The following is a 22,146-nucleotide window of genomic DNA, read 5'->3' on the forward strand; positions in this document are numbered from 1 at the left end:
GTCATGGCAAATACCAAACAAGCACGCAAGCGCTCCCGCCAGGCCGCCAAGGCCAACTCGCACAACTCGGCGCTGCGCTCGAAGTTCCGCACGGCCATCAAGGCTGTCCGCAAGGCAGTTGAAGCCGGCGATCAGGCGAAAGCCGCTGAGATCTTCCGTGCATCGTCGAAGACCATCGACATCATTGCCGACAAGAAGATCGTTCACAAGAACAAGGCCGCTCGCCATAAGAGCCGCCTGGCTGCAGCCCTCAAGGTGCTGCAAGCGCCTGCAGCAGCACAGTAATCACCGTATTCGAATCGAGTCCGGTCAACCCGCCTCGCGCGGGTTGCTTCCTGTTTCCGCTGCATCATTAAAGCCCGCCTTCGCGGGCTTTTTTGTCGTTCAGTTCGGGGTTCATTCAGGTTTAAGGTCCAGCCCCTGGGCACAAAAAAACCCGCCGAAGCGGGTTTCTTGCGTGGGACCTTGCAACAAGCCCTGCATCGAGTCCTTGCATCAACTCACAGCGACCTGCCCTGCTGCGTTCCATGATGCGCCGGCAGTTCGCAGGCCTCGGTGACAACCAGATCGTTGTCTTTCGCGAAGTTCATCACGAAGTCGAACGCCATCGGTTCGATATCGCGCAGCCGCGAATCCAGAATCACGCACTTCAGGTCGCCAAGCATGGTTGGGCGCACATAAAGTGAGTATTGCAGCCGCGCATTCCGTCCCCTCGCTCCCGGCCCAAAACCCGACATCACACCTGCGAGGCGTTCCGACCAGTCGCTCGGCCGAAACTTTCTTCCCGCGCTAGTGATGCCTTGAATGAAGTACTCGGTTGGGGGTGTGTCGACCATGTAGGAAACCCTGAGTGACTGCGCCCAGCAGAGCGCGTACGGAAAAGCTACCTGAACACGGGCACGCACGCATGCAAGCCGCCGTGGGCCGCATCGAGCCAGCCTCGTGCCGCATGCGGCCATTAAAGGTCGCCGGGCAGGCGCCGGGCATTGCCCTGCAGGCCACACATGCGCGCGCCGCCTGCTGTTGAGCCTGAAAGCTGGGCTTAAAAAACCGTTGGATTATAGCGCAGCAGGGTGTTTTCCGCACTGCACACAAGCCTTTCACGCAGCTGCGGACAACAATTTTTCTCAACGGCTGCGCCGCATACCGGCCATCCGGCCGACTCGTCAAATAGAGGAAAATCCTTTATGCTGCTTTGAGTTACCACAAACGACGGCGGCGCCGTCCGGCCTTCCTGGCCGGGTGAGACCGCCGTATTTGTTTCATGACCGCCAAAAAAATCCGCCATTACCTGCAGTTCAAGGACTTCTCGCTGGACGAGTACGAATACGTGTTCGAGCGGGCTCGCATTCTCAAACGCAAGTTCAAGAACTACGAAACCTACCACCCGCTGCACGACCGAACGCTCGCGATGATCTTCGAGAAAAACTCGACGCGCACGCGCCTGTCGTTCGAGGCGGGTATCTTCCAGCTGGGCGGCCACGCGGTGTTCATGAGCACACGCGACACACAGCTGGGCCGCGGCGAACCGATCGAAGATGCGGCGCAGGTCATTTCGCGGATGGTCGACATCATCATGATCCGCACGTTCGGCCAGGACATCATCCAGCGCTTCGCGGAAAATTCGCGCGTGCCGGTCATCAACGGACTGACCAACGAATATCACCCGTGCCAGGTGCTGGCCGACATCTTCACGTACTACGAACATCGCGGCCCGATTCGCGGCAAGACCGTGGCGTGGGTCGGCGATGCGAACAACATGCTTTACACGTGGATCGAGGCCGCGCACATTCTCGGCTTCAAGCTGAAACTGTCCACGCCGCCGGGCTACAAGCTCGATCGCGCGATGGTGGCGGCTGAAAGCGCATCGGCTTACGAAGAATTCGACGACCCGAACGAGGCCTGCGCCGGCGCCGATCTGATTACCACCGACGTGTGGACCAGCATGGGCTTCGAGGCCGAAAACGAAGCGCGCAAAAAGGCGTTCGCAGACTGGTGCGTCGATGCGGACATGATGGCGCGCGCGCAGAAGGACGCACTGTTTATGCACTGCCTGCCCGCGCACCGCGGCGAGGAAGTCAGCGCGGAAGTGATCGACGGCCCGCAGAGCGTGGTGTGGGACGAAGCCGAGAACCGTCTGCACGTGCAGAAGGCGCTGCTGGAATTTCTGCTGCTCGGCAAGCTGAATCATTAAGCACGAGCACCAACCGCCCGCCGTCATCCCGAAACGCGGGATACGTGGCGGTTTGGTGTCAAAATACGTTTTTTCCGCGCACCGGGGCGGCCGGCGCGCACCAGTTCTCCCAGCTACGAGTTCATCATGAGCGATATCAAGAAAGTCGTGCTCGCCTATTCGGGCGGCCTCGACACCTCCGTCATCCTGAAGTGGTTGCAGGACAACTACGACGCCGAAGTCGTCACGTTCACGGCCGACATCGGCCAGGGCGAAGAGCTGGAACCGGCGCGCAAGAAAGCGCTGCAACTCGGCATCAAGCAGGAAAACATCTATATCGAAGACCTGCGCGAAGAATTCGTGCGCGACTTCGTGTTCCCGATGTTCCGTGCGAACACGATCTACGAAGGCGAATATCTGCTCGGCACGTCGATCGCACGTCCGCTGATCGCGAAGCGTCAGATCGAGATCGCGCGCGCCACCGGCGCACAGGCGGTTTCGCATGGCGCAACCGGCAAGGGCAACGACCAGGTACGCTTCGAACTCGGCTACTACGCGCTCGAACCCGGCATCAAGGTGATCGCCCCGTGGCGCGAATGGGACCTGCTGTCGCGCGAAAAGCTGCTCGCGTACGCGGAAAAGGCCGGCATTCCGATCGAAATGAAGCACAAGCAAGGCGGCGCGCCGTACTCGATGGACGCGAACCTGTTGCACATTTCGTTCGAAGGCCGCCACCTCGAAGACCCGAAGGCGGAAGCCGAGCCGGATATGTGGCGCTGGACCGTGTCGCCGGAAGCGGCACCGGACGCGGCGGAATACCTCGACATCGAATACGAACACGGCGATCCGGTTGCGCTGAACGGCAAGCGCCTGTCGCCGGCCGACATGCTGACCGAGCTGAACAGCCTTGGCGGCAAGCATGGCATCGGCCGGCTGGATCTGGTCGAAAACCGCTACGTCGGCATGAAGTCGCGCGGCTGCTATGAAACGCCGGGCGGCACGATCATGCTGAAGGCGCACCGCGGCATCGAATCGATCACGCTCGACCGCGAAGTGGCGCACCTGAAAGACGATCTGATGGCGCGCTATGCTGCGCTGATCTACAACGGCTACTGGTGGAGCCCGGAGCGTCGCACGATCCAGGTGTTGATCGACCATACGCAGCAGAAGGTCAACGGCTGGGTGCGGGTGAAGCTGTATAAGGGCAGTGTGTCGGTGGTCGCGCGCGATTCGAAAGACACGCTGTTCGACAAGACGATCGCCACGTTCGACGACGATGGTGGCGCGTATAACCAGGCCGATGCTGGCGGGTTCATCAAGCTCAATGCGTTGCGGATGCGGATTGCTGAAACGGCGCGCCGTACGCGTGGCGAGTAAGCGGGCGAGATAAGCAGCCTCGATAGCGTCACGCCGCGTGCGTTGCAAAGGCGCCGGTGCATGGAAACATGCCCGGCGCTTTTTGTTTGGCGGCGCGCTGCCCGCACCAACAACCAGCCATTCGGGTCAAAGGCAAACCGGCTCGGGCTCCAGTTCCACGCCGAAGCGCTGCACGACGTCGCGCTGAATCGCCCGGGCGAGTTCCAGCACCTCGCCGCCGGTCGCGCCGCCCCGATTTACGAGCACCAGCGCCTGACGCTCATGCACGGCCGCTGCGCCGAGCGCGCGCCCTTTCCAGCCGCAGCGGTCGATCAGCCAGCCCGCCGCGAGCTTCACGCGGCCATCCGGCTGCGGATACGAGACCAACTCGGGTTCGCGCGCGCGCAGCGCATCGAATTGTGCCGCGTCAACCACCGGGTTCTTGAAGAAACTCCCGGCGTTGCCGACTTCAAGCGGATCGGGTAGTTTCGCGCGCCGCACACGCACTACCGCATCGAAGATCGCCTGCGCGGTCGGTGCGGCGGCGCCGCTTGTACCGCTTGTACCGCTTGTACCGCTTGTACCGCTTGTACCGCTTGTACCGCTTGTACCGCTTGTACCGCTTGTACCGCTTGTACCGCTTGTACCGCCTGTACCGCCTGTACCGCCTGTACCGCCTGTACCGCCTGTACCGCCTGTACCGCTTGTGTCATTTGTCGCCAGCTCGCGCGCGAGGTCCGCGTAGTTCGCACGCGGCGTCCACGCTTTGGGCAGCCTGAACGTCACCGACGTAATCACGAAGCGGTCGCGCCCCTCCTGTTTGAAGAAGCTGTCGCGATAGCCGAACCGGCAGGCCGCGGCGTCCAGCTCGACGATTTCGCCGGTTGCCAGCTCCAGCGCGCGCAACGATGCGAAGCGCTCGCCCATTTCGAGCCCGTACGCGCCGATGTTCTGAATCGGCGCCGCACCCACTGTGCCGGGAATCAGCGCGAGGTTTTCAAGCCCGGGCAGCCCTTGGGAGAGCGTCCACTGGACGAACTCATGCCAGTTTTCACCGGCTGCCGCCTCGACGTACCACGCTGCATCGTCTTCGTGCGCGACGCGCCGGCCGCGCAGCGCCACCAGCAGTACGAGGCCGGCAAAATCGCGCGTCAGCACGACGTTGCTGCCGCCGCCGAGCACCAGCCGCGCAAGACCTGCCGCGTGCGGATGGCGCACAGCCGCGAGCAACTGATCCACGGATTCAATGCGGCACGCGAACTTCGCGCGTACATCGAAACCGAAGCTGTTATGTGCCCGCAGCGGATAGTCAGCAATGAAAGAAACAGGAACGGACAGGGACATCGGCTGGAGTATCGGCAGACCGCGGCGCGGTGCAATATTTCGGAAAACCGCACAAGTCGTGTGCGGTCCTTGGGCAAAAGATATGGCGCCGGTAAAATGGCGTCCGGTTCATGATTATAGCGAGTGCAGTTGCGCGCCCTTCGGGCGGCGCCCGCACCGCGGCACTAAGGGAGAGAAAAATGCCATCGTTCGACGTTGTCAGCGAAGCGAACATGATCGAGGTCAAGAATTCGATCGAGCAATCGAACAAGGAAATTTCGACGCGCTTCGACTTCAAGGGCTCCGACGCCCGCGTCGAGCAAAAAGAACGCGAACTGACGATGTTCGCCGACGACGACTTCAAGCTCGGCCAGGTGAAAGACGTACTTCTGTCCAAATTGGCGAAGCGCAATGTCGACGTGCGTTTTCTCGACTACGGCAAGATCGAGAAGATCGGTGGCGACAAGGTGAAGCAGATCGTCACCGTGAAAAAAGGCGTATCGGGCGACCTGGCGAAAAAAATCGTCAAGCTCGTGAAGGACAGCAAGATCAAGGTGCAGGCCAGCATCCAGGGCGACGCGGTACGCGTAACAGGTACCAAGCGCGACGACTTGCAAAGCGTGATTGCGATGCTGCGCAAGGACGTGACGGATACACCGCTCGACTTCAATAATTTCCGCGACTGAGTCAGGCGGCGGTTCAGACGCGGCGTGCGGCCGGCGGGTTTCGCACGGCGTTCGCATGCCGCTATGCATGTCGTTGCGCACACAGCTTACGCACGGCGGCCCGAGCAGCTACGCAGCGGCGGCCGATAGATCTCGCCCGCGCCCGGCAGTTGCGCACGTTCAACGGGGCGCGACGCATCCCACAGTTGCAAGCGCACGAGCCCTCCGAGCCTTGGTGTGGGTGGCATCGCCGCAACGGTCAATCCACCCGCGGGCGGGTGCACACGCAGCGCCCTCGGGCCGCCGTCAGCTCTCGCAGTTCACCGAGCCGCGCCCAAGCCTCGCTCAGCGCTTCGGACCCGCGCCTTCCGCCGTCTCACCGTCGGCTGTTTTCTTCTTCTGGCCGATCCTGCTCTCCTTCCCCGCCACCAGCTTCGCGATGTTCCCGCGATGCCGCCAGATCAGCAATGCGCTCATCGCGACGACCGCCAGCGCGACCACATTCGCACCGAACAGAAAGCCGTCGAACAGCGGTGCGAAGATCGCCGCGCAAATCGCCGCCAGCGACGAATAACGCGTGAAGAACGCGACGATCAGCCAGGTCAACAGCGTGGCGATACCGAGTATCGGGTTGATTGCCAGCAGCACACCCGCGGCCGTGGCGACGCCCTTGCCGCCCTTGAAGCGAAAGAAGACCGGATACAGGTGGCCCAGAAACACCGCGATGGCGGCGATCGCAACCGATGTTTCGTCCAGCCCATAGCGCGCGCCGAAATGATCGACCACCCAGACCGGGAGCCAGCCCTTCAGCGCGTCGCCGATAAGCGTCAGGATCGCGGCCTTCTTGTTGCCGGTTCTGAGCACATTGGTGGCGCCCGGGTTGCCGGAGCCGTACGAACGTGGATCGGCGAGCCCCATCGCGGCGCTCACGACCACGGCGAACGACACCGAGCCGATCAGATAGGCCACGACGGCGACAATCAGGTTTTCCATGTCGAAACTCTTATAAGTATGGGTTGCAGACCGACGAAGCTTCTAGCGTCGTGCGCGCGACGGCGCACATTTTAACCAGGCTGCGGGCGCCGGTCTGTACGCGTGGTCCGGCCCGCAGCGGCAACGGTGTTCAATCGACGCTCGCACACTGCACCGGCTTCGCGCCCAGCAATTCGGTCAGCACGCCCGGCGCGATACTGATGAGAAACCCACGCCGGCCGCCATTGATCCAGATCGTGTCGAGTTCGAGAATGCTCGACTCGACGTACACCGGCATCTCCTTGCGCGTACCGAACGGCGAGGTGCCGCCGACCAGGAAGCCCGAATGCCGGTTCGCCACCTCGGGCTTGCAGGGCTCGACGCGCTTCGCGCCGATCTGCCGCGCAAGATTCTTGGTGGAAACCGTGCGATCTCCATGCATCAACACGATCAGCGGCTTGGCGTGCTCGTCTTCCATGACGAGCGTTTTCACCACCTGATGCTCGTCGACGCCAAGCTGCCGCGCCGATTCCTCCGTGCCGCCGTGCTCGACGTAATCGTACGGGTGCTCGCCGAAAGCGACGCCGTGGCGGCGCAGGAACTGCGTGGCGGGCGTCTCGGAAACATGTCTGGATTTGCTCATCGGCGCATTGTAATGTCCGGGCACCGTGGCGCGCCATCCGCCAAACGGCAGATTGTGCGCACGCCATGGCTGTGGCACGATCGTTCGCGAATCACCAAGCGCCCACCCATGCACGTGCCGGACCGCTGCATGCTTTGTGCACACGTTTCACAGCCGTTCAGGGAGATCGCATTGACACCATCGCCAAACCGGGCAGCACTCGCTGTCAATGCCGATGTCCTGCAAGCGTCCTTGTCGGCCCGGATCGCCGACATACCGGTGTTCGGCGCCGTGCGCGACCCACAACACGTCGCGCTGATCGAAGACGCACGCAGCCTCACCTACGCACAACTGGCGGACGCAGTCGACGCCGCCGCCGCGCTGCTGCGCTCGCTCGGCGTGCGCGGCGGCGACCGTGTGATGATCGTCGCGGAAAACTGCGTGGCGCAGATCGTGTTGCTGTTTGCTGCGGCGCGGCTCGACGCATGGGCGTTGCTGTGCAACGCAAGGCTTGCGGCGCCGGAACTGGACGCGATCGGTACGCACGCGCGGCCACGCATTGTCGCGTACCTCACGGAGACTTCACCTGATGCGGCACAGCATGCACAGCGCTGCGCCGCACGACCCGCGCCGGCACTCGACACCTTGGCGGCAGAAGAATCAGACGTCGTCGACATCGGCGCATGGTCGTACACATTCGATGCGCAGGCGAACGCCGAACCGGTCGAAGCCGCGCCGCAGCGCCAATGCGCCGCGCTGATCTATACGACAGGCACCACCGGCGCGCCGAAAAGCGTGATGCTGTCGCACCGTAACCTGTTGTTCATCGCGGCAACGTCCAGCATGCTGCGTCGCGTCGGGCCCGACGACGTGGTCTACACCGTGCTGCCGGTTTCGCATGTGTACGGACTCGCGTCCGTGTGTCTCGGCAGCCTGCATGCCGGCGCGACGCTGCGACTTGCGCCGCGCTTCTCGCCCGAAGCAGTACGCACGGCGCTGGCCAGCGAACGCGTATCGATCTTCCAGGGTGTGCCCGCCATGCACGCCAAACTGCTCGAATACCTGCACGCGCAACGCCTGCCATGGTCGGCGCCGCACTTGCGTTTCGCATACACCGGCGGCTCGCCACTCGATGCCGCGTTGAAAGCGCGCGTCGAAAGCGTGTACGGCGTCACGCTGCACAACGGCTACGGCATGACCGAAAGCAGCCCGACCGTCGCGCAAACGTCGCTCGATGCACCGCGTGCCGATTGCTCGGTGGGCACGCCGATTCCCGGCATCGAAGTACGCTTCGTGGCACCGGACGGCATCGACGTCGCGCCAGGCGAGATTGGTGAACTATGGGTGCGCGGGCCGAATGTGATGCTCGGCTACTATCGGAGCGCACAACAAACCGAGGCCGCCGTGACCCCCGACGGCTGGCTGAAAACCGGCGACCTCGCGCAGCAGTACCCGGACGGCGCGCTGTACATCGTCGGGCGCAGCAAGGAACTGATTATTCACTCGGGCTTCAATGTCTACCCGGCCGAAGTCGAGCAGGCGCTGAACGCGCATCCGGACATCGTGCAATCGGCCGTGCTCGGGCGCAACGTCGAGGGCAATGAAGAGGTGATCGCATTCGTCGAACTGAGGGCGGGCGCGCGCTTGTCGCCCGAACAGTTGATCGCGTGGAGCGCCGCACGGCTCGCGCCTTACAAACGGCCCGCCGAAGTGCGGATCTTGGCTGCGCTACCGGCCGCGTCCACCGGCAAGATCCTGAAGCACCAGTTACGGGAGCTCGTATAAGCGAGGTCCGCTCTGCCGCGCGACATGGCTGCAACACCGCCCGCGCAGGTGATGCGCAGCACCCAGTGCATGCGCAAGCACGTCCGATGCTGCGCAACACACACGAGGAACGCACACGCGCACACAACGCATCCACCGCCCGCCCTCACCCACGCGGATGATGCGCCGCATGCAGCGCCCGCAGCCGCTCGCGTGCCACGTGCGTGTAAATCTGCGTCGTCGAGATATCGGTATGTCCGAGCAGCAACTGCACGACACGCAAATCCGCGCCGTGATTGAGCAGATGCGTCGCAAACGCGTGTCGCAACGTATGCGGCGACAACGGCGCGCGCACGTCCGCGGCAGCCGCGTGCCGCTTGATGATGTTCCAGAACTGCTGGCGCGTCATGCCTTCGCCTCGCGCGGTCACGAATAGCGCATCCGCGGCCCGCGCCCCGAGCAGCGCGGGCCGCGCGTCGCGCAGATAGCGCTCGATCCAGCCATGCGCCTCTTCGCCAAACGGGATCAGCCGCTCTTTCGCGCCCTTGCCCAACACGCGCACCACGCCTTCGTTCAGGCCGACCTCGACGGTCTTCAGCGTCACGAGCTCGGTCACCCGCAGGCCGCTCGCATACATCAGCTCGAGCATCGTGCGGTCGCGCAAGCCGAGCGGCGTATCGATATCGGGTGCGCCAAGCAGCGCCTCGACTTGCGCTTCCGTCAGCGTCTTCGGAAAACGCGGCGGCTGCTTCGCCGAGCGAATGCGCAGCGTCGGGTCAGAAACCGCGCGGTGCTCGCGCACCGCCCACGCGTAATAGCGGCGAAACACCGAAAGGCGCCGGTTCGCGGAAGTCGATTTATCCTGCTGCCGCACCACGCTATAGGCATTCAGGTCCGCCTCGCCAACGGTATCGAGCGAGCCGTTGCGGGTCGCCGCCAGCCATTGCGCAAACAGGCGCAAGTCGCGCCGGTACGCGTCGAGCGTGTTGCGCGACAGCCCGTGTTCGAGCCACAACGCGTCGCAGAACGCGTCGATCGAAGCGCCGCTCGCCTCCAGCAGCGGCGAACTCACCGGTGCATCGTCGTTCAACGTATCGCTCATGCGTAGCCCGCCACGCCTTCATGCGCGAGCAGCCAGCGCTTGACGTTACGGTAGTAACCGTCGTCGCCATGATGCGCAAAGCCGCCGATGCCACTCGATGCAACCACCCGATGGCACGGAATCACGATCGGAAAGAAGTTCGAGCCGCACGCCTGGCCCACCGCGCGCGGATGGCTGTCGACTACCTTCGCGAGTTGCCCGTAGGTCTTCACGGCGCCGGGCGGAATCTCGCAGATCGCCTGCCATACGCGCCGCTGAAACGCAGTGCCGATCTCCGCGAGCGGCAGCTCGAAACTCGCCGACGCACGCTCGAAGTACTGCTCGATCTGTTCGACCGCCTGCTTCGCGAGCGGTGAGTCGGGTTCGACATTGGGTATCGAGTCGGGCAAGTAAACGATCTCGCGCACGCTCGCCCCTTCGACGCGAATGCCGACCTTGCCGAACGGCGCATCGATCACGGCATTGAACTTCATCTGCATCTCCTTTCAAAACCGGCTGCCGCACAAGCCCACAGAGCCGTCGGAAATTTACGCCACTTTACGCGGCATCGAGCGCCCATTGCACATGTTCGCGCACCAGCGGCGACGGGTCATCCGCGCGGCGCCGCAGCGCAGCGACGAGCGCGGCGCGTGCGTCGGGCGTAAGGGCCGCCGGGTCGGCGCGCAGCGCGTTGCCGATCCCGACCGCCAGATTACGCAACCAGCACTCATAGCCGATGCGCCGGATCGCGCTGCCTTGCATACGCGTATCGAAGTCGGCCTCGCTCCAGTCGAACAGTTCGGCAAGCGACGCACGGTCGAGCCCATGCCGCACGTCGAAGTCCGCCACCGGCGCCGCGCTCGCAAACTTGTTCCACGGGCACACCAGCTGGCAATCGTCGCAGCCGTACACGCGATTGCCGATCAACGGCCGCAGATCCGGCGGAATGCTGCCCTTCAACTCGATCGTCAGATACGAAATGCAGCGCCGCGCATCGACCTTGTAGGGCGCCACGATCGCGCCGGTCGGGCACGCGTCGATGCAGCGCGTACAACTGCCGCAGTGTGCGCCCTCGGTTTGCGGCGCGCGTTCCGGCGCACTGAGCGCATCGGTCGGCAACGGCAGATCGACGTAAATCTCACCGAGAAAGAACAGCGAGCCCGCATCGCGCTGCAGCAGCAGCGTGTGCTTGCCGCGCCAGCCGACCCCTGCTTTCTGCGCGAGCGCCACTTCGAGCACCGGCGCCGAATCGGTGAACACGCGGTAGCCGTACGCACCGACCTCCGCCTCGATGCGCGTGGCGAGCTGCTGCAGACGATTACGCATCACTTTGTGATAATCGCGGCCACGCGCATAAATCGACACCACTGCAGCAGCCGGATCCTCCAGCCGAGCGTGCTCGCGCCTGCGCCAATCATCCGGCTGCAGCGCGTCGGGCGACTCGCGCAGCGGGTCCGACACATCAGCCGCTGCGCTTTCAAGGCCCTTTCCAGCGCCCGTGCCGGCGGGCAAATAAGCCATCCGCGCCGAGATCACGCGTAGCGTTCCGGCCACAAGCTGCGCCGGCCGCGCGCGTTTCAGCCCATGTTTGGCCATATAATCCATTTCGCCGTGGCAACCCGCGTCCAGCCATGCAGTGAGGCCCGCTTCGGCATCCGCGAGGTCGGTATCGCTGATACCCACGTCGCCGAATCCGAGCTCGCGCCCCCACGTCTTGATGCGCGACGCGAGCGCAGCCAGCGCCGCATCGTCAAGACACGGCGCGTGCAGCGGCGCAGCGGAGTGCGCGTCGTGCGAATCGTACGATTTGCCGGTGGAGTCGGGCATGGAAACAGGGTGCTGCGGGCTTCGGTTCATCAAGTCATTTTACGAGAATGCCTGTCCATCCCGACCACGCGACGCAATTCGCCGCCGAAGTCCTGCTCGAGCGCCACGTGCCGCTCGCGGACGAAGCCGCCACCACGGCGTTCGGCGCACGCTTCGCCAAGGCGCTCGAAGCCGAGCGCAACGCCCACGGCAAAGAGGGCTTCAAGGGGCTGCAGGTGCATCTGGTCGGCGACCTCGGCGCCGGCAAGACCACGCTGGTGCGCGCCACCTTGCGCGCCCTCGGGCACGCCGGCCGCGTGCGCAGTCCAACCTACACGCTCGTCGAACCTTATGCGGTACCGAGGTCCGATGGGGAACTTGAGCTCTATCACTTCGATCTGTACCGGTTCAACGATCCGGCCGAATGGGCCGACGCGGGCTTTCGCGAGTATTTCGACAGCGGCGCGATCTGCCTCGTCGAATGGCCGCAGCGCGCGGGCACGCTGCTGGGTGTGCCGGATCTGGTGTTCACTGTCGATGTCGACGGCGAGGGGCGCATGCTGACGGCCCGGGCGTATAGCGAATCAGGAAAAGCATGTCTCGAAAGATGTTGATCAAACCGTTCCGCTCGATTGAAGCCGCAGCCGGCGCCACGCACAACTGGCGGCGCCGCCAGATCCTGCGCGCGGGCGCCTCGACGCTGGTGCTCGGCCTCGTCGCGCCGCGCCTCGCGTGGGCCAGTTCGGTGCTCGGCGTGCGCGTGTGGCCGGCGCGCGACTATACGCGCGTGACGATCGAATCCGACCAGCCGCTGCAGAACACACAACAATTGCTGCAGGGTCCGGACCGGCTGGTGGTCGACCTGAGCGGCCTCGATCTCGATCAGGCTTTGAAGGACCTGGTATCGAAGATCGCGCCGAACGATCCGCAGATCGAGTCGGTGCGGATCGGCCAGTATCAGCCGCACGTGGTGCGCATGGTGTTCGACCTGAAGGGCTCCGTGAAGCCGCAGGTGTTCACGCTGCCGCCGGTCGGTTCGTACAAGTACCGGCTCGTGTTCGACCTGTATCCGGCAGTGGCGCCCGATCCGCTGATGGACCTGCTCGCGCAAAGCGAGCGCAAGGAACAGCGGCTCAACGAAGCGAACACGCCGCCCAATGCAACGCTGAACGGGCCGTCCGCGCCGCCTGGCGACAGCAGCGACGCGTTCTTTGAAAGGTACGCGCAGAACGATGCGCAGGCAGCGGCGAATTCGGGCAACGGCGCTGGCAATAGTGCCGGCGCGAATTCCGCCAACAACGCAGGTGGCGCCCCGGCCGCTCCCGTTGCACGCCCACCGCTGCATGCAGGCGCCGCGCCCACCGCTCCGGCCGTCCCGCGCACGCCGACCGGCAAGCCCCAGCCCGCTCCGCCCGCCATCGCCCGCAACGACGATAGCGACGACGACAACGACACCTATTCGTTCACTGCGCCCAAAGGCAGCAAGAGCAAAACCGTACGCCTGCTGACGGTCGCGATCGACCCCGGCCACGGCGGCGAAGACCCCGGTGCGATCGGCGGCAGCGGCACGTACGAGAAGCACGTCGCGCTCGACATCGCGAAGAAGCTGCGCGCGAAGATCGACGGGCAGCCGAACATGCGCGCGATGATGACGCGCGACGCAGACTTCTTCGTGCCGCTCAACGTGCGCGTGCAGAAGGCGCGCCGCGTGAACGCGGATCTGTTCGTGTCGATCCACGCGGACGCGTTTACCACGCCGCAAGCGAGCGGCTCGTCGGTGTTTGCGCTGTCCGAGCACGGCGCATCGAGCGCCGCCGCGCAATGGATGGCGAACAAGGAAAACTCGTCGGACAGCGTCGGCGGCATCAATGTGAAGACCGCCGACGCAGCAGTGAACCGCGCATTGTTCGACATGTCGACTACCGCGCAGATTCGCGACTCGATGCGCTATGGCAACTTCGTGCTGAAGGAAGTGGGCGGCGTCAACAAGCTGCACAAGGGATCGGTCGAACAGGCCGGCTTTGCCGTGCTGAAGGCGCCGGACATTCCGTCGATCCTCGTCGAGACCGCGTTCATCAGCAACCCGGACGAAGAGCGCCGCCTGAACGACGACGCGTACCGCGAGCGCATGGCCGACGCGATCATGACCGGCATCAAGCGCTACTTCGCGGCGAACCCACCGCTCGCGAAGAGCCGCATGACGTAACCCGCAGGTTTTGCGCGCAGGTGTTACGCGCGCTTCCGACAAGCGATGCGACGGCCGCTGACGCGGCCGTTGTACTTTCTGTCATCCGCTTCGAGCGTGTCCGTCCTGCTCGGGGTTTTGTCGTTACCGAACATTCTTCGGCCTCCCGTGCACATCTAAAGTCTCTCCTCGCGATCAAGTAGCCAACCGCGGAGAGCAATAAAAGATGAGCAGTTTTCTGCACAAGCAACGACACGAGCTTGCGTATTCCACGCAACTCGATGTCATCGGCAGGGGAAATACGGCCGCACAAAGCGCCTGCGATTTTATCGCGGGCATTTACCTTGAAAATTACCGGGCGAGCATCCAGCCAGACCCGGATGTGATTATCGCCAGCACGCAAAGGGAGTCGGGGCAGCTCGCAGCGTGCGCCGGCATCTCGTTCGCGTCGCAGCGCGAGCGGTTGTTTTCGGAGCGCTATATCGATGTGCCGCTCGCCGACAGCGTGTTCCAGCTGACGCAGCGCAAGCTGGCGCGCGAGCAATTCGTCGAAGTGGGCTCGCTCGCGTCGAACCGGCCGGCGGCCGCTGCGGATCTGATCCGGCTGCTGCCGATCGTCGTCTGGCATATGGGCGCAGAGGCGATCGTCTGCACCGCTACATCTCGCTTGCGCAAGCTATTCGGCTTTCATCAGATTCCATTCGACATCCTGTCGAATGCGTCAGTCGAACGGCTTTCCGCCGACGAGAAAGCGGCGTGGGGCAGCTATTACGATCAGGCGCCGCAAACCGGTGTGATCCTGCTCGAGCGCTGCGGCCATCTGTTCAGCCAGCATTGCGGGCGGCTGGTGTTTTCCGAATTCGCGCGCTTCGGTCAACCGCAAGCACTGCTTGCGCAGGCGGCGGCATGAACGTCCTGCACGAATTCGTCCGCCAGGCGGCACGCACGCCGCATGCGCCGGCAGTGATCCAGTTGCAGGCGCGCGGCGACGGCAGCTTCGACGAGCATGTGATGTACACGTACCAGAGCCTGACCGAAGCCGCGCGGCAGCTCGCCGCGAAGCTGCGCAAGCTCGCGGGTCCGCATTCGCATATCGGCCTCGTGGCCGGCAACAGCGCCGAATGGGTGCTGGCCGACCTCGCGCTGATGTTCGGCGAGCTGATCGAGGTTCCGGTGCCGCTCGCTTTTTCCGCGCAGCAGGCGGCGTGGCTATTGCATCACTGCAAGATCGTACTCACCGATGCCGCCGGGGCGGCGCGCATCGACGAGTGGCGGCAAACCGGGCAACAAGTAGGGCAACAACCGGGGCAACACGCGGGGCATCAAGCGGGGCAACAAGCCGGCCCGTACCCGCCGCTGCGCACCCTGAACCTGACCTTGAACGAACCCGCCGGCACGCCGGCTAGCGAACTGTTGCCGCTGCCGCAAGCCGCGCGCGACTGTATCGTCAAGATCGTGCACACGTCGGGCACCACGTCGCAGCCGAAGGGCGTACAGATCCGCCGCCACGGCCTCGACGCACTGGTCGGTTCGCTGTGGCATTGCGCGGCGAGAGACGACTACCAGCGCTACCTGAACCTCGTGCCGCTGAGCCTGCTGATCGAGCAGGTGACCGCGATCTACATGCCGCTCACGTCCGGCGGTGCACTGGTGCTGCCGCCGGCGGATATGCCGCCGCTCGGCAGCCCGGGCGTCGTCGCCGCCGATCGGCTCGAACTGATCCGCGCAGCGCGCGCATCGGCACTGACCTTGACGCCCGCGCTCGTCGAAGCGATGGCCACCAGGGTACGTGAGCCTGAGGCGCAAACCGATCCCATGCAAATGCTGTTCGGCCGCCCGAGCGCGCCCCTGCTCGCCGCCGGCGGCGCCCCGGTCAGCACGGCGGCGCTCGTCGCGCTCGAGGCTTGCGGCATTCCTGTCTACCAGGGCTATGGCCTTAGCGAAAACAGCTCCGTCGCGACATGGAACCGCCGCGGCGCGAACCGCATCGGGACCGCCGGCCAACCTCTGCCGCATGTGCAGGTGCGCATCGCCGACGACGGCGAACTCTGCCTGCGCAGCAGCTCGCTCTTCGCCGGCTATTCGAACGACGACCCGAGCAGCTGCGTGGTCGACGATGGCGGCTGGCTGCACACCGGCGATCTCGCCAGGCTGGACAGCGACGGCTTCGTCACGATCACCGGCCGCAAGAAGACGCTGATCATCACCGCCAACGGCCGCAACATCTCGCCGGAGTGGCTGGAGTCCGCGTACCGGTCGGTGCCCGGCGTGCTGCACGTGATCGTTCACGGCGACCAGCAGCAGTTTCTCGGCGGCATCTTCGTCGTCGCGGATCTATCGCACGAGCAGCAGACGAAGCAGGCCATCGCCGCCTACGCCCGCGAGCATCTGAACGAGATCGAACAGATCCCGGAGCCGGTGCTGGTCGAGCACACCGCGCAAGTGATGGAACAGCTTTTTACGGTCACCGGGCGGCCGCGCCGGGATGCGGTCGCCTCATTCCTGTCCTCTCACCACAAGGCCCAGCCACTCGATGAACATTCGTGAAACCGCGCACGCCGGCTCGGGTGCCGTCCTCACGTCGCTGAACGAAGGCGACGCAAGCCGGCTCACGCCCACCTATCTGCTCGATCAGCTCGCCGAACACGGCTATCTGGTGCTGCGCGGTTTTCAGCGCGGCATCGGGCATTTTTCGCAGCTGGTGCGCTGCACGAGCACCACGATCAGTCTCGATCCGGCACGCCAGTTCGACGGCGACACGGCGCAGAAAGTCGACGCCGGATATGACGCGGTCGGCCTGCATTGCGAGAATGGCAACAGCCCGTTCTGGCCGGACCTGTGCTGGTTCTATTGCGAGTCAGCGCCGAGTCAGGGGTCGCAAACCACCGTCTGCGACGGCAAGCTCGTCTATGAACACATGAACGCCACACAGCGCGAAGCGTTCGGCGCGCAGGACATCGTGTACACGCGGCGAGTCAATGCGCTGCGCTGGAAAACCTATGTGTTTCACGCGCTGGCATCGCGAGGCCGCACGCTCGCGCGCGTCGAAGACGCAAGCCTCGACGATCTGCTCGCGTTGATCGAGCAGCCCGGCACCGCACAGGTCGTACCGAACGACGACGGCTCGATTCACTACCGCTTTCGCACGCCGGCAATCCGTGCCAGCCGGATCAACCCGCGCGAAAGCCGCAATTTCGCCAACAGCCTGTTCGGCCCGTCGAATCACTACGAGAAACCGGTGATCACCTTTGCCGACGGCTGCGCGATTCCCGCGCTGCTGCTCGAGCAAACGGAAGCGCTATGCGAACGCTTTACCACCGAGATCGGCTGGCAAACGGGCGACATCGTGCTGATCGACAACACACGTGTGATGCACGGCCGGCGCGCGATCGAAGACCGATCGCGCAGCATTTTCAACGCGCTTTCGTACGCGCGCTCGTGAGCCCAAATCAAGCAGGTATTGCCATGAACCGATTCAGAGACATCAACCAGAACGCGCACCTGAACTATCTGCATCCGAACCGCATGCCCTGGGAACGCGCAGCCGTTCCTGAGGAGCTGGACTTTCTGTCGCGCGTGCTGGTCGGTCAAGCCGGTGAGGAACGCAAGGCGGTAGCGTACCTGTACAAGGAGCTAGCGCAGCTGGCGGAGCTCGAAATGCACGTCGCCACCGTGCTGTGCCGCGTTGCCTGCGAACTGCAGTCCGAGCGCACGCCGTTCAACGCCGGCGATGGTCTCTATCACGCGCTGTCGTGCTTCGCAGCCGAAGAAATCAATCACGCGAACAGCTTCTATCAATATGTACGTCACCTCGCAGGACGCGATATCAAGCTGCCGGACAACCTGTTCCGGCAGCGCGTCGAGCTGTACAGCGGCAACGATGCGCCGCTCGTCAAGCTGGCCGCGCTGTGCTCGGCCGCGTACGTCGGCGAATCGGTGATCACCGTATTCGAGCGCAAGCTGAAACTGGCCGACCCGCTGCAACGCCGCTTTCTGACCCAGCTACTGCATTTTCACGGTCTCGACGAAGCACGCCACATCCAGTGCGACCACGCGGTGTTCGACGAAATCGTGCCCCGGTTGAGCACGGTGGAACGCGCGCGTATGCACCAGCTGATCGACGAAACCGAAGCGCTGAATACGCAGCTGGCCATCGCGAGCGCGGCCACCGTGAAGGCTGCCTTCGACCTCGACTACACCGAGAACAACGCCGCCGCGCAAACCCAGCTCGACATCACGCTGCGGTTTCGCAAGCTCGTGCAATCCGGCGACCTGATCCGCAAAGTGGACGAGCACCTCGACGACGAAACCGCCGCGATCCTGCGAGGCTTTGCGTCGTCGTCCGTCGTGCATGCAGGCTGATATCGACCGATGACCATGAAAGAAGCCGCTCTCGATATCCAGAAAACCAGCGACCGGGGCAGCCGATCCAGCGTTGCGACCGTCGTCGTCGCGCTGTTCCTCGCTGCGGTGGACAGCACGATCGTCAGCACGGCACTACCGTCGATCAGCAGCGAACTGGGACGCCCCGAGCTTTATCCGTGGATCATGTCCGGCTTCCTGCTGCCGGTCGCGCTGGTTGCGCCGCTAGCCGGTGCATGTGCGGACCGGCTCGGCATCTCGACCGTGCTGAAAGCGGCGCTGGCATTGTTTCTCATAGCCTCCGCAGGTGCCGCGCTCAGCCAGTCGATGCCGCTGCTGATCGCAGCACGCGTGCTGCAGGGCGCGGGCGCCGGCGCGATCATCACGCTGTCGTATGCGTTGCTCGGCAGCCTGTTCGACGCCGAACGCCGCGGCAAGATGCAAGGCATGCTGAGCAGCGTGTGGGGCCTTTCCGCGGTGGCCGGTCCGTTGCTCGGCAGCCTGCTCGCCACCGGGTTCGGCTGGCGCGCGATCTTCTGGTTCAATCTGCCGGTCGGGCTTGCCGCGCTGCTGATGCTCTGCCTCGCGCCGCCAGTCGGCAAGCGCGCCGGCAGCACGCACATCGATCTTCCCGCGCAAGCGTTGTTGATGGTTCTGCTATGCAGCGCGCTGCTTCTGATCACCGAACCGGCTCACGCCACGCAGTGGCGCTTCGGCCTGCTGGTCGCCGCGACGGCCGCGTGCATTCTGCTGGTGGCCCGCCTGCGGCCGCGCGCAGAACTCAGCCCGATACCGCTCGAGTTTCTGCGGCAGCGCACGCTGCTGGCAGCCAGCGCGCTCGTGTTGTTGTCCAGTGCCGGGCTTTACGCGTCCGTCACACTGCTGCCGCTCGCGTTGCAGCAGTTCGCCGGCGGTTCGCTTTCCATCGGCATGCTGATCATGATGGCGGCGCTCGGCTGGGTGGTCGGCGCTGCCGTGTGCGGCGGCCGGCTTGCCCGCGCCGGTTATCGCAGGATGGCGTCGTACGGCATGTTGTTGCTCGGCGCCGGATGCCTCGTGATGCCGCTCGCGCTGTCGCATCGGCTGGTCTTGCTGAGCGCGGCCGCACTGGCCCTGATCGGCCTCGGCATGGGCTTCACCGCCACCACCACGCTCGTCTATGCACAGAACCGCGCGCCCGCGCCACGCCTCGGCACGTGGACCTCGACCATCCAGTTCCTGCGCAACTTCGGCGCGGCGCTCGGGATCAACGCGCTCGGCACGCTGCAACTGCGCATCGCCGGCGGGGCGTCGTTTCAGACATGCTTTACCATGCTCGGTGCGCTGATGCTGGCCGGCCTCGCGGCCGCCCTTCTGCTGCCGGCGCGGTACGACATGAATCATGCTTAGCGGTACACATGGACTGGAAAGACTGGCAGCAGGAAGTCACAATCGTCACGCGCACGCTCGACCGCTTCTCGGAACAGGATAGCGAACCGCATCAACACCGCCTCGGGCAGTTCGTGCTGGTAAAAAATGGCGTGCTCTACGGCCATACGTGCGACGCGCGCTGGCTGCTCAAGCGCGACATGGCCGTGTGGATTCCGCCCGAAACGGTGCACTGGGGCGCGGCCCACGAGCGGGTCGAGCTGCTGGTGCTGTACATCCCCGCGGCGGCCTGCGACGGCTTCGAGCCGGGCATCAAGCTGATCGATGCGTCGCCGCTGATCGTCGCACTGTGCGAACGGCTCGCCGATCCGCATGCGGCGCTCACGCCGGCGCGCCGCAACAGCATGCTCGACGTGCTGTTCGGCGAGCTCCAGTGCGTACCGCGCAGCACGCTCACCTTGCCGCTGCCGCACGACGCCCGGCTGAAGAAAGTCACCGACAGCCTGATCGCCAATCCCGCACAGCGCAGAAGCCTCGCCGACTGGGGGCGTCTGGTCGGCGCGACCGACCGCACGCTGGCCCGGCTGCTGCGCCGGGATACCGGTTTGACGTTTCGCGAATGGCACAACCGGCTGCTGCTCGCCGAAGCATGGCGCGGCTTCGCGCAGGGCGCATCGAACGAAGAACTGGCGACGATGCTCGGCTTCGCGTCCGGCGATTCGTTCGGCCACTGGTTTCGGCGCTTCAGCGACGAATGTCCAAGCCGGGTACGCAAGCGTCTGAGACCGGCGCGTGGCACGCACGATGCGCATCATGCAAACGATGCAGGTGTCGTCGAAGCCCATGACGACGACCATAGCCCAGCGTCATAGCACAACACGCTTGTCGGCCCCATTCGATGCGTTGTCGTGTTCCCCGCTGTGCGGCAAGACACCGCATCGGTATCTTCGGTACGTTCGTCACGTACTGAAGAGGAATGCCTTGAACTACGCTCTCGTCAAATTCGCGCATGCGCTGGCCGCAGTCGCCGCGGCCGGTCCACTGATCTTCGCGCCGTGGCTGTCGGCCGGATTGAAGCGTTGCGAGCCCGGCACGCAAACCCTGCTGCTCAAAGGGCTCGACGCCACCGATACCTGCTACAACGTGTCGGGCTGGCTCGTCCTGCTCACCGGCCTCGTGCTGTTCTGGCTCGCCGGCTGGCACGCGGCCCTGCAAGGCTGGTTTGTGCTGAGCGTGGCGGTTTTCGTGGTCGAGTCGATCATCGAAAAGCGCGTGCGCGAACCCGCCAGCGCGGCATTGCAACGCCTGCAGCCCGGCGCGGCCGGGTGGCGCGCGCAGGCAGACCGGCTGCACCGCGCGGTGGTTGCGCAATCGCTCTGCACGCTGCTGATTCTCGCCGTCATGCTGCTGCATACGCATCTGTCGATCGGCTGGCTCGACCGCACGGTCATACCTTGACGGCCGCGCGGCACGGTGCCCACAGGCACGCCGCAGCCAGCTAAAAAGGCGCCGCTCGCAACGGGCAGTTAGAATGGCCATCCAGCCCCACTTGCCCCGAGCCTCGTCATGTCTTCATCGATCAAAGCGGTTTTGAAGCCTCATCTGCGCGACATCGGCAATCTGACGGTTCGGCGCGTGCTGCCTGCGATGGCCGCGCGTCTGATCGGCCCATTTATTTTCTTCGACCATATGGGTCCGGCCACGCTGCCCGCCGGCATCGGCATCGACGTGCGCCCGCATCCGCACATCGGCCTCGCGACGGTCACCTATCTGTTCGAAGGTGCGATCATGCATCGCGACAGCCTCGGGTCGGAGCAGAAAATCGTCCCCGGCGACGTGAACTGGATGACCGCGGGCAAAGGCATCGTCCATTCGGAGCGCACACCGGAAGACCAGCGCGTCAACAGCTCGACCGTGCATGGCATCCAGACGTGGGTCGCGCTGCCGCTTGCCGACGAAGACACCGAACCGTCGTTCGAGCATCATGCGGCCGACACGCTACCGCAGCTGGAGCGCAACGGCGTCACGCTGCGCGTGATCGCGGGCAGCGCCTTCGGCCATACTGCGCCAGCCCGCACCTTTTCCGGCACGTTGTACGTGGCCGCGGAATTCGCAGCGGGTAGCGCGATCGCGCTCGAGCCGGAGCACGACGAGCGTGGCGTCTATCTGGTCGACGGCGACCTGTCGATCGACGGCACACCGCTCGAGGTGGCCACGATGGCGGTGCTGACGCCCGGCGAAACCGTCACGCTTGCCAGCAGCAACGGCGCACGGGTGATGGTGCTCGGCGGCGAGAAGCTCGAAGGCGAGCGCTTTATAGAATGGAATTTCGTGGCCAGCACGCGCGACAAGATCGAACACGCGAAAGAAGCGTGGACGAACCAGCAAATGGGCAAGGTGCCGGGCGAGACCGAGTGGATCCCGCTGCCGGAACGCAAGCCGCAGTGATCGGCCGCGGGCTGCAATGAG

The 22,146-nt window shown here is 64.4% G+C and carries 21 protein-coding genes and 2 pseudogenes; 15 read left to right on the plus strand and 8 right to left on the minus strand.

Annotation, left to right across the window (positions count from 1 at the left end):
• The first annotated feature begins 3 nt into the window (after nt 1-3).
• On the plus strand, nt 4-285 hold the full coding sequence (gene rpsT, locus ACYVNQ_RS22875; RefSeq protein WP_460905010.1) for a 30S ribosomal protein S20: 282 nt from the start codon (nt 4-6) through the stop codon (nt 283-285).
• A 215-nt stretch (nt 286-500) separates the two neighbouring features.
• Here the strand turns inward: rpsT and ACYVNQ_RS22880 are convergent, their stop codons facing one another.
• Nucleotides 501-836: a DUF3579 domain-containing protein gene (locus ACYVNQ_RS22880; protein WP_460905011.1), complete on the minus strand. Its 336-nt coding sequence runs from the start codon at nt 834-836 to the stop codon at nt 501-503.
• 428 nt (nt 837-1,264) lie between these two features.
• On the opposite strand from ACYVNQ_RS22880, the gene argF reads away from it, so the two are divergent.
• Together argF and ACYVNQ_RS22890 are read left to right on the plus strand one after the other, a co-directional pair.
• Nucleotides 1,265-2,194 carry an ornithine carbamoyltransferase gene (gene argF / locus ACYVNQ_RS22885; RefSeq protein WP_460905012.1) on the plus strand — a complete coding sequence of 310 codons (930 nt, stop codon included), beginning with the start codon at nt 1,265-1,267 and terminating at the stop codon, nt 2,192-2,194.
• A gap of 126 nt (nt 2,195-2,320) precedes the next feature.
• Nucleotides 2,321-3,550, plus strand: coding sequence for an argininosuccinate synthase (locus tag ACYVNQ_RS22890; protein WP_460905013.1), 1,230 nt, complete (start codon nt 2,321-2,323; stop codon nt 3,548-3,550).
• 126 nt (nt 3,551-3,676) lie between these two features.
• Here ACYVNQ_RS22890 and ACYVNQ_RS22895 read toward each other — a convergent pair.
• Nucleotides 3,677-4,078 (minus strand): annotated as a pseudogene (locus ACYVNQ_RS22895) (UDP-N-acetylmuramate dehydrogenase); the annotation flags it as partial.
• A 156-nt stretch (nt 4,079-4,234) separates the two neighbouring features.
• Nucleotides 4,235-4,873: pseudogene (gene murB, locus ACYVNQ_RS22900) on the minus strand (UDP-N-acetylmuramate dehydrogenase); the annotation flags it as partial.
• A gap of 179 nt (nt 4,874-5,052) precedes the next feature.
• Between murB and ACYVNQ_RS22905 the strand changes: the two are divergent.
• Entirely contained in the window at nt 5,053-5,538 is a 486-nt protein-coding gene (locus tag ACYVNQ_RS22905) for a YajQ family cyclic di-GMP-binding protein (protein WP_460905014.1), read from the plus strand.
• A 324-nt stretch (nt 5,539-5,862) separates the two neighbouring features.
• Here ACYVNQ_RS22905 and plsY read toward each other — a convergent pair whose 3' ends face one another.
• Nucleotides 5,863-6,510, minus strand: a complete 648-nt coding sequence (plsY, locus tag ACYVNQ_RS22910; RefSeq protein ID WP_460905015.1) for a glycerol-3-phosphate 1-O-acyltransferase PlsY — start codon at nt 6,508-6,510, stop codon at nt 5,863-5,865.
• 130 nt (nt 6,511-6,640) lie between these two features.
• Nucleotides 6,641-7,132 carry a Cys-tRNA(Pro) deacylase gene (gene ybaK, locus ACYVNQ_RS22915; RefSeq protein WP_460905016.1) on the minus strand — a complete coding sequence of 164 codons (492 nt, stop codon included), beginning with the start codon at nt 7,130-7,132 and terminating at the stop codon, nt 6,641-6,643.
• Nucleotides 7,133-7,261: 129 nt separating this feature from the next.
• Here ybaK and ACYVNQ_RS22920 point away from each other — a divergent pair, with 129 nt between their 5' ends.
• A complete protein-coding gene (locus ACYVNQ_RS22920) occupies nt 7,262-8,896 on the plus strand; it encodes a class I adenylate-forming enzyme family protein (RefSeq protein ID WP_460905017.1) in 1,635 nt (544 codons plus the stop codon).
• Between the two features lie 145 nt (nt 8,897-9,041).
• Here the strand turns inward: ACYVNQ_RS22920 and xerD are convergent, their stop codons facing one another.
• The 3 genes from xerD to queG all read right to left on the minus strand — a co-directional run bounded on the left by xerD (nt 9,042) and on the right by queG (nt 11,813).
• The gene (xerD, locus tag ACYVNQ_RS22925) at nt 9,042-9,977 is read right to left on the minus strand and encodes a site-specific tyrosine recombinase XerD (RefSeq protein WP_460905018.1); all 936 of its coding nucleotides are present in this window, start codon (nt 9,975-9,977) and stop codon (nt 9,042-9,044) included.
• On the minus strand, nt 9,974-10,450 hold the full coding sequence (locus ACYVNQ_RS22930; RefSeq protein WP_460905019.1) for a methylated-DNA--[protein]-cysteine S-methyltransferase: 477 nt from the start codon (nt 10,448-10,450) through the stop codon (nt 9,974-9,976). Before ACYVNQ_RS22930 ends, xerD begins: the two co-directional genes overlap by 4 nt.
• Before the next feature lie 64 nt (nt 10,451-10,514).
• Complete coding sequence (gene queG / locus ACYVNQ_RS22935) at nt 10,515-11,813, minus strand: tRNA epoxyqueuosine(34) reductase QueG (RefSeq protein ID WP_460905020.1); 1,299 nt, start codon at nt 11,811-11,813, stop codon at nt 10,515-10,517.
• Between the two features lie 17 nt (nt 11,814-11,830).
• Between queG and tsaE the strand changes: the two genes are divergently transcribed.
• The 10 genes from tsaE (at nt 11,831) to ACYVNQ_RS22985 (ending at nt 22,125) form a co-directional block, all read left to right on the plus strand.
• Nucleotides 11,831-12,376, plus strand: a complete 546-nt coding sequence (gene tsaE / locus ACYVNQ_RS22940) for a tRNA (adenosine(37)-N6)-threonylcarbamoyltransferase complex ATPase subunit type 1 TsaE (RefSeq protein WP_460905021.1) — start codon at nt 11,831-11,833, stop codon at nt 12,374-12,376.
• Nucleotides 12,358-13,968: an N-acetylmuramoyl-L-alanine amidase gene (locus tag ACYVNQ_RS22945; protein WP_460905022.1), complete on the plus strand. Its 1,611-nt coding sequence runs from the start codon at nt 12,358-12,360 to the stop codon at nt 13,966-13,968. The genes tsaE and ACYVNQ_RS22945 overlap by 19 nt, the downstream gene beginning before the upstream one ends.
• Nucleotides 13,969-14,173: 205 nt before the next feature.
• Nucleotides 14,174-14,857: a thermostable hemolysin gene (locus ACYVNQ_RS22950; protein WP_460905023.1), complete on the plus strand. Its 684-nt coding sequence runs from the start codon at nt 14,174-14,176 to the stop codon at nt 14,855-14,857.
• A complete protein-coding gene (locus ACYVNQ_RS22955; RefSeq protein WP_460905024.1) occupies nt 14,854-16,494 on the plus strand; it encodes an AMP-binding protein in 1,641 nt (546 codons plus the stop codon). Before ACYVNQ_RS22950 ends, ACYVNQ_RS22955 begins: the two co-directional genes overlap by 4 nt.
• The gene (locus ACYVNQ_RS22960; protein ID WP_460905025.1) at nt 16,481-17,389 is read left to right on the plus strand and encodes a TauD/TfdA family dioxygenase; all 909 of its coding nucleotides are present in this window, start codon (nt 16,481-16,483) and stop codon (nt 17,387-17,389) included. The genes ACYVNQ_RS22955 and ACYVNQ_RS22960 overlap by 14 nt, the downstream gene beginning before the upstream one ends.
• Before the next feature lie 23 nt (nt 17,390-17,412).
• The gene (locus ACYVNQ_RS22965; RefSeq protein ID WP_460905026.1) at nt 17,413-18,309 is read left to right on the plus strand and encodes a diiron oxygenase; all 897 of its coding nucleotides are present in this window, start codon (nt 17,413-17,415) and stop codon (nt 18,307-18,309) included.
• A 15-nt stretch (nt 18,310-18,324) separates the two neighbouring features.
• Nucleotides 18,325-19,698 (plus strand): MFS transporter, encoded by a 1,374-nt coding sequence (locus ACYVNQ_RS22970; protein WP_460905027.1) that lies wholly within the window; start codon nt 18,325-18,327, stop codon nt 19,696-19,698.
• An 8-nt stretch (nt 19,699-19,706) separates the two neighbouring features.
• A complete protein-coding gene (locus ACYVNQ_RS22975) occupies nt 19,707-20,549 on the plus strand; it encodes an AraC family transcriptional regulator (RefSeq protein ID WP_460905028.1) in 843 nt (280 codons plus the stop codon).
• 109 nt (nt 20,550-20,658) lie between these two features.
• Entirely contained in the window at nt 20,659-21,135 is a 477-nt protein-coding gene (locus ACYVNQ_RS22980) for a hypothetical protein (protein WP_460905029.1), read from the plus strand.
• Nucleotides 21,136-21,243: 108 nt separating this feature from the next.
• Entirely contained in the window at nt 21,244-22,125 is an 882-nt protein-coding gene (locus tag ACYVNQ_RS22985; protein ID WP_460905030.1) for a pirin family protein, read from the plus strand.
• Nucleotides 22,126-22,146: the final 21 nt, after the last annotated feature.

It is taken from the genome of Paraburkholderia jirisanensis, from assembly GCF_054782355.1.